Annotated in this window: 17 protein-coding genes; 6 read left to right on the top strand and 11 right to left on the bottom strand. The window is 66.6% G+C overall.

Going from position 1 to position 16217, the window contains the following annotated elements:
* Positions 1-30: 30 nt before the first annotated feature.
* From N825_RS27380 to N825_RS27370, 3 genes are all read right to left on the bottom strand, one after another.
* Positions 31-933: a F0F1 ATP synthase subunit gamma gene (locus tag N825_RS27380; RefSeq protein WP_037459030.1), complete on the bottom strand. Its 903-nt coding sequence runs from the start codon at positions 931-933 to the stop codon at positions 31-33.
* 104 nt (positions 934-1037) lie between these two features.
* The gene (gene atpA, locus N825_RS27375) at positions 1038-2567 is read right to left on the bottom strand and encodes a F0F1 ATP synthase subunit alpha (protein WP_037459028.1); all 1530 of its coding nucleotides are present in this window, start codon (positions 2565-2567) and stop codon (positions 1038-1040) included.
* Positions 2567-3127: a F0F1 ATP synthase subunit delta gene (locus tag N825_RS27370; protein WP_037459027.1), complete on the bottom strand. Its 561-nt coding sequence runs from the start codon at positions 3125-3127 to the stop codon at positions 2567-2569. The genes atpA and N825_RS27370 overlap by 1 nt, the downstream gene beginning before the upstream one ends.
* A gap of 388 nt (positions 3128-3515) precedes the next feature.
* Here N825_RS27370 and N825_RS27365 point away from each other — a divergent pair, with 388 nt between their 5' ends.
* Complete coding sequence (locus N825_RS27365) at positions 3516-3845, top strand: hypothetical protein (RefSeq protein WP_051513276.1); 330 nt, start codon at positions 3516-3518, stop codon at positions 3843-3845.
* 122 nt (positions 3846-3967) lie between these two features.
* On the opposite strand, the gene N825_RS27360 is transcribed toward N825_RS27365, so the two are convergent.
* From N825_RS27360 to N825_RS27350, 3 genes are all read right to left on the bottom strand, one after another.
* On the bottom strand, positions 3968-4315 hold the full coding sequence (locus N825_RS27360) for a BrnA antitoxin family protein (RefSeq protein WP_037459025.1): 348 nt from the start codon (positions 4313-4315) through the stop codon (positions 3968-3970).
* Positions 4278-4547 (bottom strand): BrnT family toxin, encoded by a 270-nt coding sequence (locus N825_RS27355; RefSeq protein WP_037459024.1) that lies wholly within the window; start codon positions 4545-4547, stop codon positions 4278-4280. Before N825_RS27355 ends, N825_RS27360 begins: the two co-directional genes overlap by 38 nt.
* A 98-nt stretch (positions 4548-4645) precedes the next feature.
* Entirely contained in the window at positions 4646-6832 is a 2187-nt protein-coding gene (locus tag N825_RS27350) for a primosomal protein N' (RefSeq protein WP_051513271.1), read from the bottom strand.
* Between the two features lie 187 nt (positions 6833-7019).
* Between N825_RS27350 and fsa the strand changes: the two genes are divergently transcribed.
* The 3 genes from fsa to N825_RS27335 all read left to right on the top strand — a co-directional run bounded on the left by fsa (position 7020) and on the right by N825_RS27335 (position 9485).
* Complete coding sequence (gene fsa / locus N825_RS27345) at positions 7020-7706, top strand: fructose-6-phosphate aldolase (RefSeq protein WP_037459022.1); 687 nt, start codon at positions 7020-7022, stop codon at positions 7704-7706.
* Positions 7707-7827: 121 nt separating this feature from the next.
* Positions 7828-8541, top strand: coding sequence for a DUF484 family protein (locus N825_RS27340; protein ID WP_037459021.1), 714 nt, complete (start codon positions 7828-7830; stop codon positions 8539-8541).
* The gene (locus tag N825_RS27335; protein WP_037459020.1) at positions 8520-9485 is read left to right on the top strand and encodes a tyrosine recombinase XerC; all 966 of its coding nucleotides are present in this window, start codon (positions 8520-8522) and stop codon (positions 9483-9485) included. Before N825_RS27340 ends, N825_RS27335 begins: the two co-directional genes overlap by 22 nt.
* Here the strand turns inward: N825_RS27335 and N825_RS27330 are convergent.
* Positions 9482-10786, bottom strand: coding sequence for an MFS transporter (locus tag N825_RS27330; RefSeq protein ID WP_157619575.1), 1305 nt, complete (start codon positions 10784-10786; stop codon positions 9482-9484). The two genes, N825_RS27335 and N825_RS27330, sit on opposite strands and share 4 nt — an antisense overlap.
* Positions 10764-12170 carry a dihydrolipoyl dehydrogenase gene (gene lpdA, locus N825_RS27325; protein WP_037459019.1) on the bottom strand — a complete coding sequence of 469 codons (1407 nt, stop codon included), beginning with the start codon at positions 12168-12170 and terminating at the stop codon, positions 10764-10766. Before lpdA ends, N825_RS27330 begins: the two co-directional genes overlap by 23 nt.
* Positions 12171-12474: 304 nt before the next feature.
* On the opposite strand from lpdA, the gene N825_RS27320 reads away from it, so the two are divergent.
* Positions 12475-13293, top strand: coding sequence for a hypothetical protein (locus N825_RS27320; RefSeq protein WP_037459018.1), 819 nt, complete (start codon positions 12475-12477; stop codon positions 13291-13293).
* Between the two features lie 107 nt (positions 13294-13400).
* Positions 13401-13982, top strand: a complete 582-nt coding sequence (locus tag N825_RS27315; RefSeq protein WP_037459016.1) for a hypothetical protein — start codon at positions 13401-13403, stop codon at positions 13980-13982.
* Positions 13983-14007: 25 nt separating this feature from the next.
* Here the strand turns inward: N825_RS27315 and N825_RS27310 are convergent, their stop codons facing one another.
* The 3 genes from N825_RS27310 to odhB all read right to left on the bottom strand — a co-directional run.
* Positions 14008-14793: a response regulator gene (locus tag N825_RS27310; RefSeq protein ID WP_037459014.1), complete on the bottom strand. Its 786-nt coding sequence runs from the start codon at positions 14791-14793 to the stop codon at positions 14008-14010.
* Positions 14790-15263, bottom strand: coding sequence for a chemotaxis protein CheX (locus tag N825_RS27305; protein ID WP_037459012.1), 474 nt, complete (start codon positions 15261-15263; stop codon positions 14790-14792). Before N825_RS27305 ends, N825_RS27310 begins: the two co-directional genes overlap by 4 nt.
* 106 nt (positions 15264-15369) lie before the next feature.
* Positions 15370-16217: 2-oxoglutarate dehydrogenase complex dihydrolipoyllysine-residue succinyltransferase (gene odhB, locus N825_RS27300; RefSeq protein WP_037459009.1), on the bottom strand; the 848-nt coding region annotated here is incomplete at its 5' end.

Below are 16217 nucleotides of genomic sequence, written 5' to 3'. Positions count from 1 at the left end.
TCGGACGCTTGATCGACGCTCAACGGTGCCTCAGATCGCCTCGGCACCGGAGATGATCTCGATCAGCTCCTTGGTGATGACGGCCTGACGGGTTCTGTTGTAGGTCAGCGTCAGCTTGTTGATCATGTCGCCCGCGTTGCGGGTGGCGCTGTCCATCGCGGTCATGCGGGCGCCCTGCTCGCTGGCGGCGCTTTCGAGCAGCGACCGGTAAACCTGGATCGACAGGTTCTTCGGCAGCAGTTCGGCGAGGATCTGGTCCTCCTCCGGCTCGAACTCGTACAGCGCCTTCGCCTCGGCCTGGCCTTCGTCGGCCTGCGCCTCGGCGGCGTCGGACTGCGACAGCGCGAACGGGATGACCTGCTGGAACGTGACGACCTGCGTCATCGCCGACTTGAACTTGTTGTAGACGATCGAGGCCACGTCGTACTCGCCCGCCTCGAACATCTCGAGCACCTTGGCGGTGATCATGTCCGCCTCGGCGAAGGACAGGCGCTTGCGCCCGATGTCCTCGTAGGAGTGGACGACGTTCTTGGGGTTGGTGCGGCGCAGCTGGTCGCGGCCCTTGCGGCCCACGGTCAGCACCTTGACGGTCTTGCCCTCGCGCTCGAGACGGGCGATCTGGCGCCGCGCCTCGCGAACGATGGTGCCGTTGAAGCCGCCGCACAGGCCGCGATCCGACGAGATGACGACCAGCAGGTGCGTGTCCTGCTTGCCGGTGCCCGTCATCAGCTTCGGACCCTCACCGTCGCTCGACACGTTGGCGGCGAGCGACGCGAGCATCCGGCCCATGCGCTCGGCATAGGGGCGCCCGGCCTCCGCCTGCTCCTGCGCCCGGCGCAGTTTCGAGGCGGCGACCATCTTCATGGCGGCCGTGATCTTCTGCGTCGACTTGACGCTGGCGATACGGTTCTTGAGGTCCTTAAGGCTTGGCATTCGAGGCCTTCATCACACCGGAGGTTGGAGCCCTGCCTTCCCGATCCCGAACGGCGGCCCCCTGGAAAGCTCCAGGGGGCCGCCGGCCGTGGCTGGGTTCGAGCTTAGACGAACACCTTGGAGAAGTTTTCGAGGAAGCCCTTGAGCTTCTCCTCGGTCTCCTTGGACAGCGCCTTCTCGGTGCGGATGGCGTCGAGGATGTTGGCGCCCTTGGAGCGGACCTCCTCCAGCAGCTTCGCCTCGTACCGGTTGACGTCCTCGACCTTGACCTTGTCGAGGTAGCCACGCACGCCGGCGAAGATCGAGATGACCTGTTCCTCGACCGGCATCGGCGAGAACTGGCCCTGCTTCAGCAGTTCGGTCAGGCGGGCGCCGCGGTTCAGCAGGCGCTGGGTCGAGGCGTCCAGGTCCGACGCGAACTGGGCGAAGGCGGCCATCTCGCGGTACTGGGCCAATTCCAGCTTGATGGTGCCGGCGACCTGCTTCATCGCCTTGATCTGGGCGGCGGAACCGACGCGGCTGACCGACAGGCCGACGTTGATGGCCGGGCGGATGCCGCGATAGAACAGGCCGGTTTCCAGGAAGATCTGGCCGTCGGTGATCGAGATGACGTTGGTCGGGATGTAGGCCGACACGTCGCCGGCCTGGGTCTCGATGATCGGCAGGGCGGTCAGCGAACCGGCGCCCTTGCTGTCGTTCATCTTGGCGGCGCGCTCCAGCAGGCGGGAGTGCAGGTAGAACACGTCGCCGGGATAGGCTTCGCGGCCCGGCGGACGGCGCAGCAGCAGCGACATCTGACGGTACGCCACGGCCTGCTTGGACAGGTCGTCGTACACGATCAGGGCGTGCGCCGCGTTGTCACGGAAGAACTCGCCCATGGCGCAGCCCGTGTAGGGCGCCAGGAACTGCAGCGGGGCCGGCTCGGACGCGGTCGCGGCGACCACGATCGAGTATTCCATGGCGCCGGCGTCTTCCAGGGTCTTGACGATCTGGGCGACGGTCGAGCGCTTCTGGCCGACGGCGACATAGATGCAGTACAGCTTCTTGCTGTCGTCGCCAGACTGGTTGATGCCCTTCTGGTTCAGGAAGGCGTCGATGGCGACGGCGCTCTTGCCGGTCTGACGGTCGCCGATGATCAGCTCGCGCTGACCGCGCCCGATCGGAACCAGCGCGTCGATCGCCTTGAGGCCGGTCTGCATCGGCTCGTGCACCGACTTCCGCGGGATGATGCCGGGCGCCTTGACCTCGACGCGACTCATCACGACGTCGGTCAGGGGACCCTTGCCATCGATCGGATTGCCCAGGCCATCGACGACCCGGCCCAGCAGGCCGCGACCGATCGGAACCTCGACGATGGCGCCCGTCCGCTTGACGATGTCGCCTTCCTTGATGTCCCGGTCGTCGCCGAAGATCACGATACCGACGTTGTCGGTCTCGAGGTTCAGCGCCATCCCCTTGAGACCGTTGGGGAACTCCACCATCTCGCCGGCCTGGACGTTGTCCAGCCCGTGGACGCGGGCGACACCGTCGCCGACCGAGAGGACCTGGCCGACTTCGGCGACATCCGCCTCATTCCCGAAATTCGCGATCTGTTGCTTGAGGATCGCGGAAATCTCCGCGGCGCGGATTTCCATCAGCCAACCCCTTTCATGGCGATTTGCAGCTTGTTCAGCTTGGTGCGCACGGAACTATCGATCATGCGCGACCCGACTTTGACGATCATGCCACCGATCAAGGTGGGGTCGACGGTGACCCGGACCTCGATCTTGGAACCCATCTGGGCCCGGAGGACATCTGTGAGGGCTTGGACCTGAGGGTCGGACAGCCGGTAGGCCGAGGTCACGTCGGCGGTCATCTGACCGCGGCGGCGCGCCAGCTCGGCCAAGTAGCCGTCGATCATGCCGCGCAACGCGAACAGCCGACGGTTCTGGGCGACCAGCCCGACGAACCGCTGGGTCAGCTCGGAAACGCCGGCCTGCTTGAGCAGGGCGCCCATCGCCCGGCTCTGATCGCCGCGCGACAGCACGGGGCTGCGCACCAAGCGGTTCAGATCGGGACTTTCGACGAGCATCTGCTTGATGGCGGCCAAGTCCTGGGCGACTTGGTCCAGCGCCTTGTTCTCGTCCGCAAGCTCAAACAGGGCAGTCGCGTATCGCCCTGCCAGCCCGGATACTCCTGTACCTTCGGATGCCACGCGGTACCTCGGTTCGGTCCATGAGACCTTGTTGATTTTTAGGGCCTTGGAGGAGAAGACATGCGTCGGGCAGGCCCCCTCCCCTGACGGCGAGCGGTCACATAACACAGCGAGCACCGGCGCGCAACCGACTCAAAGCCAGCGAAACCGGGCACTTGGCGGCCGAGCACCGCCGTATTTCCAGGTTCGGCGGGGACCATGCTCGTACCTGCGACACTAAGGCAGCGGCGATTGAGCCGCGAGGCGTACGCGAGGATCGCGTTTAAGCCCAAATTAACTTTAGATGCGCATCATTGGTGGTGCCGCCGGGTGGCGGCGAGGCAACTGGCATCGCCGGTGGTGCCTCACTCGGAATTCCCTTCTGATCACGCCTCCGGATCACCAGAACATGACCGTCGTCGCCTTCAGCCTGGCCCGCTTCACCCCGGCCGACCTTACCGAATTCTACGAGATCGCGCGGCCGCGCATGGAGCGCGGACTGTGGGCCGGCGTGTCACGGCAGACCAGCGCCGAAGGCGACCGCCTGCTGGTGACCTTCCCGCACCTCGACCGTCCCGTCTTCCGGTTCGAGCGCGACCGTCGCGGCACCTATACCCTGTGGTTCCACGACCGCCAAGGCTGGCATGGCATCGGCACAGGTTCCAGTTCGACCGAATGCCTGTCGATCTGGCGCACCCGCCCGGCCCGCGTCCCGGCCCCGGCGCTGCGAGAGGCTTGAGATCGGGGACTGGACGACCGGGGAAGCGCCACGGGGGGCGCTGTCGATGACGGTATGATCGTGAAGGTGGCTGGCCCGATCATCAAATGGCCGCCACCCGATACGCCAACGGAGCCTTAAGTCTACCGTGGTCCGCCGTTGCCCCGCTGGCTCTCCACGAATGCCCGCAACACCGCGTTCATGCGGCTCTGCCAGCCCCGGCCCTGGTTCTTGAAGAAGTCGACCACCTCGGCGTCATAGCGCACGGTTACCTGACGCTTGTTCTCCCGCGACGGCAGGGGAAAGGGGAAACCGGGCCGCACCGTCTCTTCCCAGTTGGCTGGGACGGCCAAATCCGGATCCGCCGCGATCTGCGCCTCGATTTCCTCATAGGTATCGTCACGCGACCAATTCGTGCGGCCTAAACCTGCCGCTTGCATGGCCTCGATTTCCTCAGTCGTATAGCATACGGTATCGTCCTTCTTCCCCATGCCTCGCCCTCCTCGCTGAGATAATCCTGATACGGTCGATGCGAACGGTCCACACCACGGCGTAGAACTTGCCGTCGATCTTGCCGATGGTGATCCAACGCTGCTCGGCACCTCGTGGGGAGTCGTAGGTGAGGACCAGACGACCGTCGAAGAGATCCTGCATATCCACGAAGTCGATCCCACGCACTTCAAGCGTGCTGAGTCGCATTTCTTCCGACCACTCGAATTCCATAAGCCCCTTAATGTAACTACATCGTAGCTACAAACGTTCAATCATGCAAGCCTCATAGATTGCTTTTTCAATGTAATGAATACAAGTATGATATACCCCTATAGAAAGCTGTAGGGATCGATGTCGACCTGCACCCTGACGGAACCCGGCACTTCCACCCGCGACAACCAGTCGGCGATCAGCGGCTGCACCGACACGGCGCGCGGGGCCTTGAGCAGCAGCCGGCGGCGGTGGCGACCGCGCAGCAGCGCGTAGGGCGCTGGCGCCGGACCCAGGATCTGGACGGTTTCGGAACGCGGTGCCGATCGACCGAGCGCGCGGGCCACGGCATCGACGGTTCCCTCCTCCTCGCCAGAGACGATCAAGGCCGCCAGCCGACCGAACGGCGGCATGGCGTGGTGGTGGCGCTCCTCCGCCTCCCGTTCGTAGAAACTGTCGCGGTCGCCGGAAACCAGGGCTTGCAGGACCGGATGCTCCGGCATGTAGGTCTGGAGGAAGACGCGCCCCGCCCGCTCGGCCCGACCCGCCCGGCCCGCGACCTGCTGGAGAAGCTGATAGGTGCGCTCGGCCGCGCGCAGGTCGCCGCCGCCCAGCCCAAGATCGGAATCGACCACGCCGACCAGCGTCAGCATCGGGAAATGGTGGCCCTTGGCCATCACCTGGGTGCCGATCAGCAGGTCGATCTCGTGGTCCTGCACCCGGCGGACCATCTCGCGGATGGCGTGGGGACCGATCAGGCTGTCGCTGGTCATCAGCGCCGTGCGCTGGTCGGGGAAAAGGTGCGCGACCTCCTCCGCGATCCTCTCCACGCCGGGACCGCAGGCGGTCAGCGAGCCCTCGGCGCCGCAGGATGGGCAGACGTCCAGCAATCTGACCGTGAAATCGCAGTGGTGGCATTGCAGCTTGCCTGCCAGCCGATGCTCGACCAGCCAAGCGGTGCAGTTGGGACATTGCAGCCGGTGGCCGCAGTTGCGGCACAGGGTCAGCGGCGCGTAACCCCGCCGGTTGAGGAAGAGCATCGCCTGCTCCCCCTCCGCGAAGGTCTCGGTCAGCGCCGTGACCAGCGTCGGCGCCAGCCAGCGGTTTCGCGGCGGCCGGTCGACCCTGAGGTCGATCAGTTTCATCTCCGGCATGGTGGCGCCGCCATGCCGGGCCGGCAGGTCGATCTTGCCATAGCGGTGGGCCTCGGCGTTGATCGCCGATTCGAGCGAGGGCGTCGCCGAGACCAGCACGATCGGAATGCCTCCCAGATGGGCGCGCGCGACCGCCATGTCGCGCGCGTTGTAGATCACGCCGTCCTCCTGCTTGAAGGAGGGGTCGTGCTCCTCGTCGATCAGGATCAGTCTCAGGTCGGGATAGGGCAGGAACAGGGCGGAGCGGGCGCCGACGACCACGCGGGCGGCCCCCGTCGCGACATCGCGCCACGTGGCCCGGCGCTGGGCGCCCGACAGATCGCTATGCCACTGGTGCGGCGCCGATCCGAAGCGGGCGGCGAACCGTTCCAGCCACTGCGCCGACAGGGCGATCTCGGGCAGCAGCACGAGCACCTGCCCGCCCGCCTCCAGCGCCGCGGCGATGCCCTCGAAATAGACCTCGGTCTTGCCCGATCCGGTGACGCCGTCCAGCAAGGTGGCGCTGAAGACGGCGTCCGCGACGCGCGCCCGCAACGTGGCGGCTCCGCTGGCCTGCTCACCCGACAGGTTGGGGCCGGGAAGCGTCCAGTCCGGCTTGGGGAGGTCACGGGAAGGATAGAGCAGGACCGGCTCCAGCACGCCCGCGTCGGCCAGGCCGCGCACCACGCCGACACCGCAGCCGGCGTCCAGCGCCAGTTCGGCCGGCGGACGTGGCGGGCCATCGGCCAGCAGGTCTAGCACACGACGGCGCGCCGGGGTCAGACGCAGTTCGGCCAGCCGTGCGGGGTCACCCAGTTGATAGGCCGTCGTCGGCTTGGGCGGCTCCATGCCCCCGATCGCGCTCAGCGCCATGCGCAGCACGGCGCCGGGTGGTGCCATGGTGTAGGCCGCGACCCAGTCGATGAAGCGCCGGTGGATCTCCGGCATGGGCGGAACGTCGAACCGCTGGCCGATCGGCCTCAGCTTGCCGTCGGCGACCCCACCGGCCCCCGGTCCCCAGACGACGCCCAGGAGATGGCGCGGGCCGAGCGGAACCTCCACATAGTCGCCGGGGCCGATGTCGAGGCTGGCCGGAACCTTGTAGTCATAGGCCTCCGGCAAGGGCAGTGGCAGCAGTACGGCGACTCGGCGCGGCGGCGCGCGTAGGTCCAAGTCCCGACTCGATGGCGCGTCGTCAAAATCGGAATCGGGGCCGAAATCGAATCCGGGGGTGGAACTGGAACCCTGACCTGCCATGGGTTAGAGTATCCCCGGAATTCCGGGCCGCCCGCCCGACGGGCGCTGGGCGCTGACGCCGCTCAAATCGAACCCTCTCAGATCTAACAAGGACATTTTCCTGATGAAGTTCTTCATCGATACCGCCGATCTCGCCGAAATCCGGGACCTCGCCGAAACCGGCCTCCTGGATGGTGTGACCACCAATCCGAGTCTCGTCGCCAAGTCCGGCCGCAACTTCATCGAGCTGGTCAAGGAGATCTGCCAGATCGTTCCCGGACCGGTCAGCGCCGAAGTGGCCGCCATCGACTTCGACACCATGCTGGCCGAAGGCAAGTACCTGGCGACCCTGGCGCCGAACATCGCGGTCAAGGTCCCGCTGACCCCCGCCGGCCTCAAGGTTTGCAACATCCTGTCGTCCGGCGGCACGATGGTCAATGTCACGCTGTGCTTCTCGGCGGCGCAGGCGCTGCTGGCGGCCAAGGCCGGCGCCACCTTCGTCTCGCCCTTCGTCGGCCGGCTGGACGACATCGGACAGGACGGGCTGTCGCTGATCTCGGACATCGTGCAGATCTACGACCAGTATCCCGGCATCACGACCGAGGTCCTGGTCGCCTCGATCCGTCACCCGATCCACATCACCGAGAGCGCCAAGATGGGCGCCCATGTCGCGACCATGCCACCGTCGGTGCTGCGCCAGCTGTTCAAGCACCCCTTGACCGAAAAGGGCCTGGACCAGTTCGTCGCCGACTGGGCGGGCACTGGACAGACGATTCTGGAAAAGGCGGCCCTGGACAAGGCGGCGGAGTAGGATCACAACGTTAACCCATGTGGACTAGGGTGGCGTGGGTTATGGTTGCCGGTGGGTTCGCGACCGGAACGGCGCGGGCTCGCCGGTAACCGATTTCGACAACGGGAGAGGGTCGACGCTGATGGCTCGGGAGACCGGACATAGCCAAAGGACGATGGACGCGCTGACCGCGGAGGATGTCGCGGCTTATCTGCGCGAGCATCCCGATTTCCTGACGCAGAACGCCGATGTCGTTCGGCACCTGACGCCTCCGGCATTGGAGCGCGGCAATGGGGTGGTGGATTTCCAGTACTTCATGGTCGAGCGGCTGCGCGGCGAGGTCGGGCGGCTGAAGGACCAGCAGCGGGAACTGATCACCACCACCCGCGCCAACATCAACAACCAGAACCGCATCCACGCGGCCGTCCTGTTCCTGCTGGACGCCCGTACGTTCGAGCAGCTGATCCAGACCATCACCACCGATCTGGCGGTCCTGCTGGATCTGGACACCGCCGGACTGGTGGTCGAGGCCAACGCCGAGGACCGGCCGCACGTACATGCCTCCGGTGTACGCGTGGTCGAGCCGGGTACCGTCGATGGCTGGCTCGGCAAACGCGACGTGATGCTGTATTCCGACACGAGGGGCGATCCGGCGATCTTCGGATCGGCCGCCGGCTTGGTCCGCTCCCAGGCCCTGATCCGCATCCAGGTCAGCGAGGACACGCCCGCCGGCCTGCTGGCGTTCGGCAGCCGCGACCCCGACATGTTCCACTCGGGTCAAGGGACGGAGCTGGTCTGCTTCCTGGCGCGGGTGATCGAGCGAAGCATCAGGGCATGGCTCGAACTGCCGGCGTGATCGGGTTCTCCTGCGCCGACGACGTCACGGCGGCCATAGCCGTGTGGCGCCGCTGGCTGGAGATCGAAAGGAACGTGTCGCGCCACACGCTGTCGGCCTATACCGCCGATCTGGCCGGCTTCCTGGAATTCATGACCGCCTATCATGGCAAGCCCCCTGGATTGAACGACCTGAGCGCCGCGCGGCTGGTCGATTTCCGGGCTTGGCTGGCGCGGCAGGCGGCGGATGGCCTGGGACGCGCCAGCCGGGCGCGGAAACTCTCCGGCATCCGCAATTTCTTCCGCTGGCTCGACCGGAGTGGGCGCATGCACAACGCCTCGGTCGCTTTGATCCAGGCGCCCAAGCTGCCGCTCCGCCTGCCCAAGCCCCTGACGATCGCCGACGCCAAAGCGCTGCTGCCGACATCGGAGGCCTGGGCCGACGAACCCTGGGTCGGCAAGCGCGACCGCGCCCTGTTCACCCTGCTCTATGGCTGCGGCCTGCGAATCGACGAGGCGTTGAGCCTGAACCGGCGCGACATGCCGGCGGAGGACACGCTGGTGGTGACCGGCAAGGGCCGCAAGGAACGCATGATCCCGGTGCTTCCCGTGGTCCGCGAGGCGCTGGAGACCTATGTCGCGGCCTGCCCGTTCGGCCTGCCCCAGGACGGGCCGCTGTTCGTCGGCGTGCGTGGCGGGCGGCTCCAAGCCGCGATCGCGCAGAAGCGGATGCGCGAGGTGCGGGCGGTGATGGGGCTGCCGGACACCGCGACGCCCCACGCGCTGCGCCACAGCTTCGCCACCCATCTGCTGGCCGACGGCAGCGACCTGCGCGCGATCCAGGACCTGCTGGGTCACGCCTCGCTGTCGAGCACCCAGCGCTATACCGAGGTCGACACCGAGCAGATGATGGGCGTGTACGAGAACGCCCATCCCCGCGCGCGCGTCAAGAAGCCGGTGGACTAGCCGGGCTTCCCGTCGCCCATGTCGCCCAACAGGACGAGCGCCACGGGTCCGAGCGCCACCACCAGCCCTTGCGAGGCGAAGGCCAGGCCCCAGGCGAGCGGACTGGCGCCGCCGCCCGCGAGGTCCAGGACGACGCCGAACATCACCGACCCGACGAAGGCCGCTCCGAAGCCCAGGAAGGAGTGGACGGCCATGGTGGCGCCCCGCCGGCCCGCCGCGGCGTTGGTCACGGCGCCGACGGTGAGTGACGCGCTGTCGGCGGTCACCGTGACGCCATAGAGCGCCACGACGCAGACGGTCAGCCAGAACGGCAGGCTGGCCGAGAAGCCGACCCCGCAGGCCAGCGCCGCCGACCCCGTCATGATCACCATCAGCACCCGGCGGCGGCCGTAGCGGGTGGCGGCCTCGTTGCCCAGGATGCTCGCCGGCAGTCCCAGCAGCAGGATGAGGGTGCCGATCGTCGTGACCATCGCGGGAGCGGCGCCTTCCGGAGTGGTGCCGGCGCTGGTCGCCAGGGCGAAGGCGAGGAAGGCCACCAGCCACGACCTCATGCCGAACAACTCGTAGCAATGCGCCGAATAGGCCAGGATGTAGCCCATGGCCGCCCGATGGCGCAGGACGGGCCGGAAATCCAGCAAGGCAGTCTCGGCCGTCTTGGCGCGGTCGGCCGTGGTCTTGGGCGGGTTTCCCGGAATGCCCCACCAGGAAAGCGCCAACGCCGCGGCGGTCGCGGCGGCGGTCGCGACGAACGCGGCCCGCCAGCCCAGTTCGGCGCCGACCAGTCCGGAAAGCAGCACCGAGGCGCTGGAGCCGAGCGCGTAGCAGGCGGTGTAGAACGAGAGGTAGCGGCCCTGCCCCGGCCCGGCGGTGTTGTCCGACAGGATGCGCAGGCCGGGCATGTAGGTGCCGGCCAGCCCGACGCCGCCCAACGCCCGGAACAGCGTGGCGCTCCAGAACCCGGTCGCGAGGAAGGCGAACCCGAGCAGCGCCAGAACGGTCAGCGCCGTCGAGAACAGGTAGATGCGCCGGGGATCGACCCGGTCGGTCAGGGTCACCAGGACGGGCACGGCGGCGACGTAGCCGCCGTGGAACACGCCATTGATCCAGCCGGCCTCGACGTTTCCCAGCCCCCACTCCGCGAAGAAGGTGGGCAGGAGGGCCGGGAAGGTCATGGTGCCCGCCATGCCGAGAACCTCGGCGAGGCAGAGCACCAGCGCCAGCCGGCCGGCGCTGGTTCCAGTGGTGACTTTCAGGTCGCCGGCTCCGCCGGCCGGGGGGTCAGATGTGGAGGGCTCGGCCATCCACCGCCAGCGCCGCTTCCTTGACGGCCTCGTTCAGGGTCGGGTGGGCGTGGCAGGTCCGGGCGATGTCCTCGGCCGACGCGCCGAACTCCATCGCCAGGGCCACCTCGGCGATCAGGTCGCCGGCGCTGGCGCCGACGATGTGGACGCCCAGCACGCGGTCGGTGGTGGCGTCCGCCAGCATCTTGACGAAGCCGTCGGTCATGCCCAGCGCGCGGGCGCGGCCGTTGGCGGTGAACGGGAACTTGCCGACCTTGTACTTGACGCCGGCCTCCTTCAGCTGCTCCTCCGTCTTGCCGACGGTCGAGGCTTCCGGCCAGGTGTAGACCACCCCGGGGATGGCGTCGTAGTTGATGTGGGCCGACTGGCCGGCGATGAACTCCGCCACCGCGACGCCCTCGTCCTCCGCCTTGTGGGCCAGCATCTGGCCCTCGATCACATCGCCGATGGCGTAGATGCCGGGAATGTTGGTCTCCCAATGGGCGCTGGTGGCGATCCGGCCCCTCTGGTTGACCTCGACGCCCGCCTCCTCCAGGCCGAGGCCGGCCGTGTAGGGCCGTCGGCCGATCGCGACCAGCACGACGTCCGCCTCGACCGTCTGGGCCTCGCCACCCTTGGACGGCTCGACCGTCAGCGTGACGCCGGAATTGCCGATGGCAGCCGCCGTCACCTTGGTGTTGAGCTTGAAGGTCATGCCCTGCTTGGTCAGGATGCGTTGCATCTGCTTGGAGACCTCGCCATCCATGCCGGGCAGGATGCGGTCGAGGAACTCGATCACGGTGACCTCGGCGCCCAAACGGCCCCAGACGGAGGCCATCTCCAGACCGATCACGCCGCCGCCGATCACCGCGAAGCGCTTGGGCACCTCCGTCAGTTCCAGCGCGCCGGTCGAGGACACGATCCGCCGCTCGTCGACCTCGACGCCGGCCACCGGCATCGACTCCGAACCGGTGGCGATGATGATGCTCTTGGCGCCAACGGTCTCGGAACCGCCGTCGCCCTCGATCGTCACCTCGTTCTTGCCGGAGATGCGGCCACGTCCCTTGAGCCAGTCGACCTTGTTCTTCTTGAACAGGAACTCGATGCCCTTGGTGTTGTCGTCGACGACCTTGTTCTTGTTGGCCATCATGGCCGGGAGGTCCAGTTCGATCGAGCCGAGCTTGATGCCGTGGCCGGCGAAGCTGTGCTTGGCCTCCTCGAACTTCTCGGAACTGGTCAGCAGCGCCTTCGACGGGATGCAGCCGACATTGAGGCAGGTGCCGCCAAGCGTCTTGCGCATCTCGACGCACGCCGTTTTCAGCCCCAGCTGAGCCGCGCGGATGGCGGCGACATATCCACCGGGACCGCCGCCGATGACGACAACGTCGTAAGTTTTCTCAGGCATTTTTCTTCTTCGCCTCCGTGAGCGGCTCGCGATCGTGGCCGTGCTTTGCGGATGCGATTTATGGCCCTTTGGGCCGCCCGTGGCAATCGCCGTGACCATGCCAAACCCCTGGAATGCCCGGAAAACCCCCGTGTTGGCAGGGTTGCGCGGCACGCGGCACGGGCGCGCGGCGAAGGGTCGCAGACTTCGCGTCGGGGGTCTGGCATCGGTGTAATTCTTCCTTAACCGAGACGACGCGAATCATGGGCGGCAGTTTGACGGAGCGGTTCACGCGTCGCTTTCCGGCATCGACAGAAGCAAGAACATGGCCGACGAGACGTTTCACCAAACCCAGCACGACTTGGCGCGGACGCTGATCCGCACCTTCTACGAGGCCCTGTCCGTCCAGTTCGAGCGCAAGGATCACATCACGCGGGACGAGTTGGACCGCGCCTTCCACCTGATCGAGGGGTTTTGGCCGAAGACCCTCCCCGCCTTCAAGGCGAACTGCCGCCTGTGCCTGGATAAGAACGGCGCCCGGGCGTACAATCCGGACGCCCGGCGCAAGGACTTCCTGACCCGCTTCGTCTTCTCGCTGCTGATCACGACGATACCGTCCCGGATGGACCCGGTCAGCGGCAAGCACTTCCCCCAGGTCATCGTCCGCGGCATCCAGCGCAATGTCACCACCCTGTTCAGCAACGCCGAGTACGAGATGCTGAACAGCCAGGCGCAGGCGATCTTCGCGACCATCGGGACCGACGACGACACCCAGATGTGGCCGCTGATCCGGGCGGACGAGACCATGAGCATGCTGGCGGACAAGATCTTCATCCGCATGCTGCTGCGCTTCAGGCAGTTCAACCATCAGCGCCAGAGCTTCACCGCCGCGATCGTCGGCAGCATCGAGGCGAACGCCTACAAGTTCACCGACGAGGATTTCTGCACGGTGTTCGACGCGATCTTCACCCGCTACGAACAGCTGATCCAGACGCCGGAGGGGCGGATCAAGATGGACGTCTACTACGGTGACGGTACGGCGGACGGCATCTCCAGCATCTTCTTCGCCTTCGAGCAGTTCAAGAAGGACATGATCGCCCGCCAGGGGCGCACCAAGGGAATGCAGTCGAACCGTCGACGGTGATCCCGGCGCTGGTTAATGCCCGTAAACTTCCGGCGATTTTCAGTAAGTTTTTATTAACCACGCCCCGGTCATTCTTGAACTGGTTAATTTGTCAGTTCGGGGAAAACATGACCTGCATCGTTGGATTGATCGACGGCCGCCGCGTGTGGATGGGTGGCGACAGCGCTGGGGTTTCCGGCTTGGACATCACCGTGCGCGCCGACCCCAAGGTCTTCCGCAACGGCGATTTCCTGATCGGCTTCACCAGTTCGTTCCGGATGGGCCAGTTGCTGGCGTTCCGGCTGACCCCGCCGAAGCGGCCCGAGGGTATGGACGTGTTCCGCTTCATGGTCACCGACTTCGTCGACGCGGTCCGCGACTGCCTGAAGGAAGGCGGCTACGCCCAGCGCAACAACGACGCCGAGCAGGGGGGCAGCTTCCTGGTGGCGTATCACGGCCGGCTGTTCTCGATCCAGAGCGACTATCAGGTCTGCGAGACGACGCGGGGCTTCCACGCGATCGGCTGCGGCGCCGACTATGCCCTGGGTTCGCTCGCCTGCACATCCGGCCAGCCGGCCGAACAGCGGGTGCGCCGCGCGTTGGAGTGCGCCGAACTGCTGAACGGCGGCGTCCGCGCGCCCTTCCGCATCGAATTGTTGGAGGCGGACGAGGAGAACCTGACGCTTCCCCTGCTCAGCGCGGTCGCCTGAGGGACGGGCCCCCAAGCGTTTCCAATCAGAAGATGGTCGCCGCATGCCCCAGGGACTGCGGCGCCATCACCCGGAAACGCGACCACACCTTCTTCAGGTTCGGCTGCTGGACCGGCTTGAGCAGGTAATCTTCCGCCCCGTGCGACCGCGCGTCCCGCACCGTCTCCATGGAGGCGTCCGACGTCACCATCACCGCATAGGTGTCGCGGCGCTGCGCCTTGATCACCTTCAAAGCCTCGATTCCGGTCATGTCCGGCATGTGGACGTCCAGGAAGACGATATCGAAATACTCGCGCCCGCAGGCTTCGACGGCCATCCGGCCATTCTCCGCCCCTGTCACCACGCTGTCGATGCCGAGCAGGTCGAGCCCGCGCTTCAACAGCGCTTGGCCGGTGCGGCTGTCGTCGACGGTCAGCACCGAGAAGGCACGGCGCACGGCCTCCAGGTCGGTCATGATCTGGCACAAGGCCCCGGCGCTGAGCGGCTTGGTCACGAAGCCCATCGCGCCATTTTCGCGGGCGGAGGCGGCGGCGTCCCCGCTGGTATCCGACGAGATCATGAAGGCCAGCGCCGTCGGATCGTAGGCACGGATCGACCGCAACACCCGCAACCCGTCCAGACCCGGCATGTGGATGTCGAGCAGCACCAGATCGAAGCGCTTGGCGCGATAGGCCGCGACCGCGTCGGTGCCGTTGTCGACCTCGGTGAACTGGAAGCTGGTGCCCGGCCAGACGATGTTGTTCTTGATGAGCGCCCGCATGGCCCTGGAATCATCGGCCAGCAGGACGGAGACCTTGGCGGGCAGCTTCATGGCGCACCGTCGGCGTTTTCGATGACTTGCACCAAGATGAACCGTCCCAGGAATGAGTGGACCAGATTGACCGCGACGGTGCCGCTTGGGGTCGCGGTTTGTTGACCCACCACCTCGGCGTGGCGCTCGGTGACGATCGGCAAGGACAGTGCGGCGGCGCCCCGGATCAACCCCTTGATGTTGCCGCCGACCGTGTTGCACAGCTCGGCCACCACGTCGGTCCGCTCGGCCGATGTCGTCTCGGCGGCGGGAACCCCGAACAGGGTCGATGCCAGGCAGGCCGCCAGCGGTGCCGGCACCCGAAAGACCAGCATGCCGTTCCAGGCTCCCGACAAACCGATCCGCGCCACGACCACCCTGGTATCCGTGCGGCTCAGCACCGGTGACGGCGGTTCGGGGAACGACGCCAGCGCCTCGTCGATGAAGGCGGTGACCGCCTCCTCGGTGATGCCGTGCTCCAGAGCGTTCATGCCGCCTCCCGCCCCGCTGGATATCGATGAACCAAATGTCGATCAAGACAGCGCCCCGGCCACTGGAGTGACCGGGGCGCTGTCTTGATCGACGTGACGAGGTGGATCAGAGATCCAGCAGGAGACGCTGCGGGTCCTCGATCCCTTCCTTGAGACGGACGAGGAAGGTGACCGCCTCCTTGCCGTCGATGATGCGGTGATCGTAGCTGAGCGCCAGATACATCATCGGGCGGGCCTCGATCTTGCCGTTGACCACGACCGGACGCTCCTGGGTCTTGTGCATGCCCAGGATGGCCGACTGCGGCGGGTTCAGGATCGGGGTGGACAGCAGCGAGCCGTAGACGCCGCCGTTGGAGATCGTGAAGGTGCCGCCGGACAGGTCCTCCATGGAGAGCTTGCCGTCGCGGGCCTTCTTGCCCAGCGCGCCGATCGCCTTCTCGACCCCGGCGAAGCCCAGCTTGTCGGCGTCGCGCACCACCGGAACCACCAGACCCGTGGGCGTGCCGACGGCGACGCCGATGTCATAGTAGTTCTTGTAGATCAGGTCGGTGCCCTCGATCTCGGCGTTGACCGCCGGGATCTCCTTGAGCGCCGCGATGGCCGCCTTCACGAAGAAGGACATGAAGCCCAGCTTGACGCCGTGCTTCTTCTCGAACACGTCCTTGTACGAGTTGCGGACGGCCAGCAGGTTCGTCATGTCCACCTCGTTGAAGGTGGTCAGCATGGCCGCCGTGTCCTGGGCCTCCTTCAGGCGCTCGGCGATCCGCTGGCGCAGCCGCGTCATGCGGACGCGCTCCTCCTGCGCCGAACGGGCGCGCGGGCCGGCCGGAACGCTGGGCTTGGCCGCCGGAGCGGGCTTCGCGGCCGGTGCCGGGGCCGGCGCCGCCGGCATCTCGGTCGGACGGCTTTCCAGGTGGCGCAGCACGTCCTCCTTGGTCAGGCGGCCGTCCTTGC

Source organism: Skermanella stibiiresistens SB22 (assembly GCF_000576635.1).
GTDB lineage: Bacteria > Pseudomonadota > Alphaproteobacteria > Azospirillales > Azospirillaceae > Skermanella > Skermanella stibiiresistens.
The sequence above is the reverse complement of the archived record's forward strand: the minus strand, read 5'-3'. Positions and strand labels throughout refer to the sequence as shown.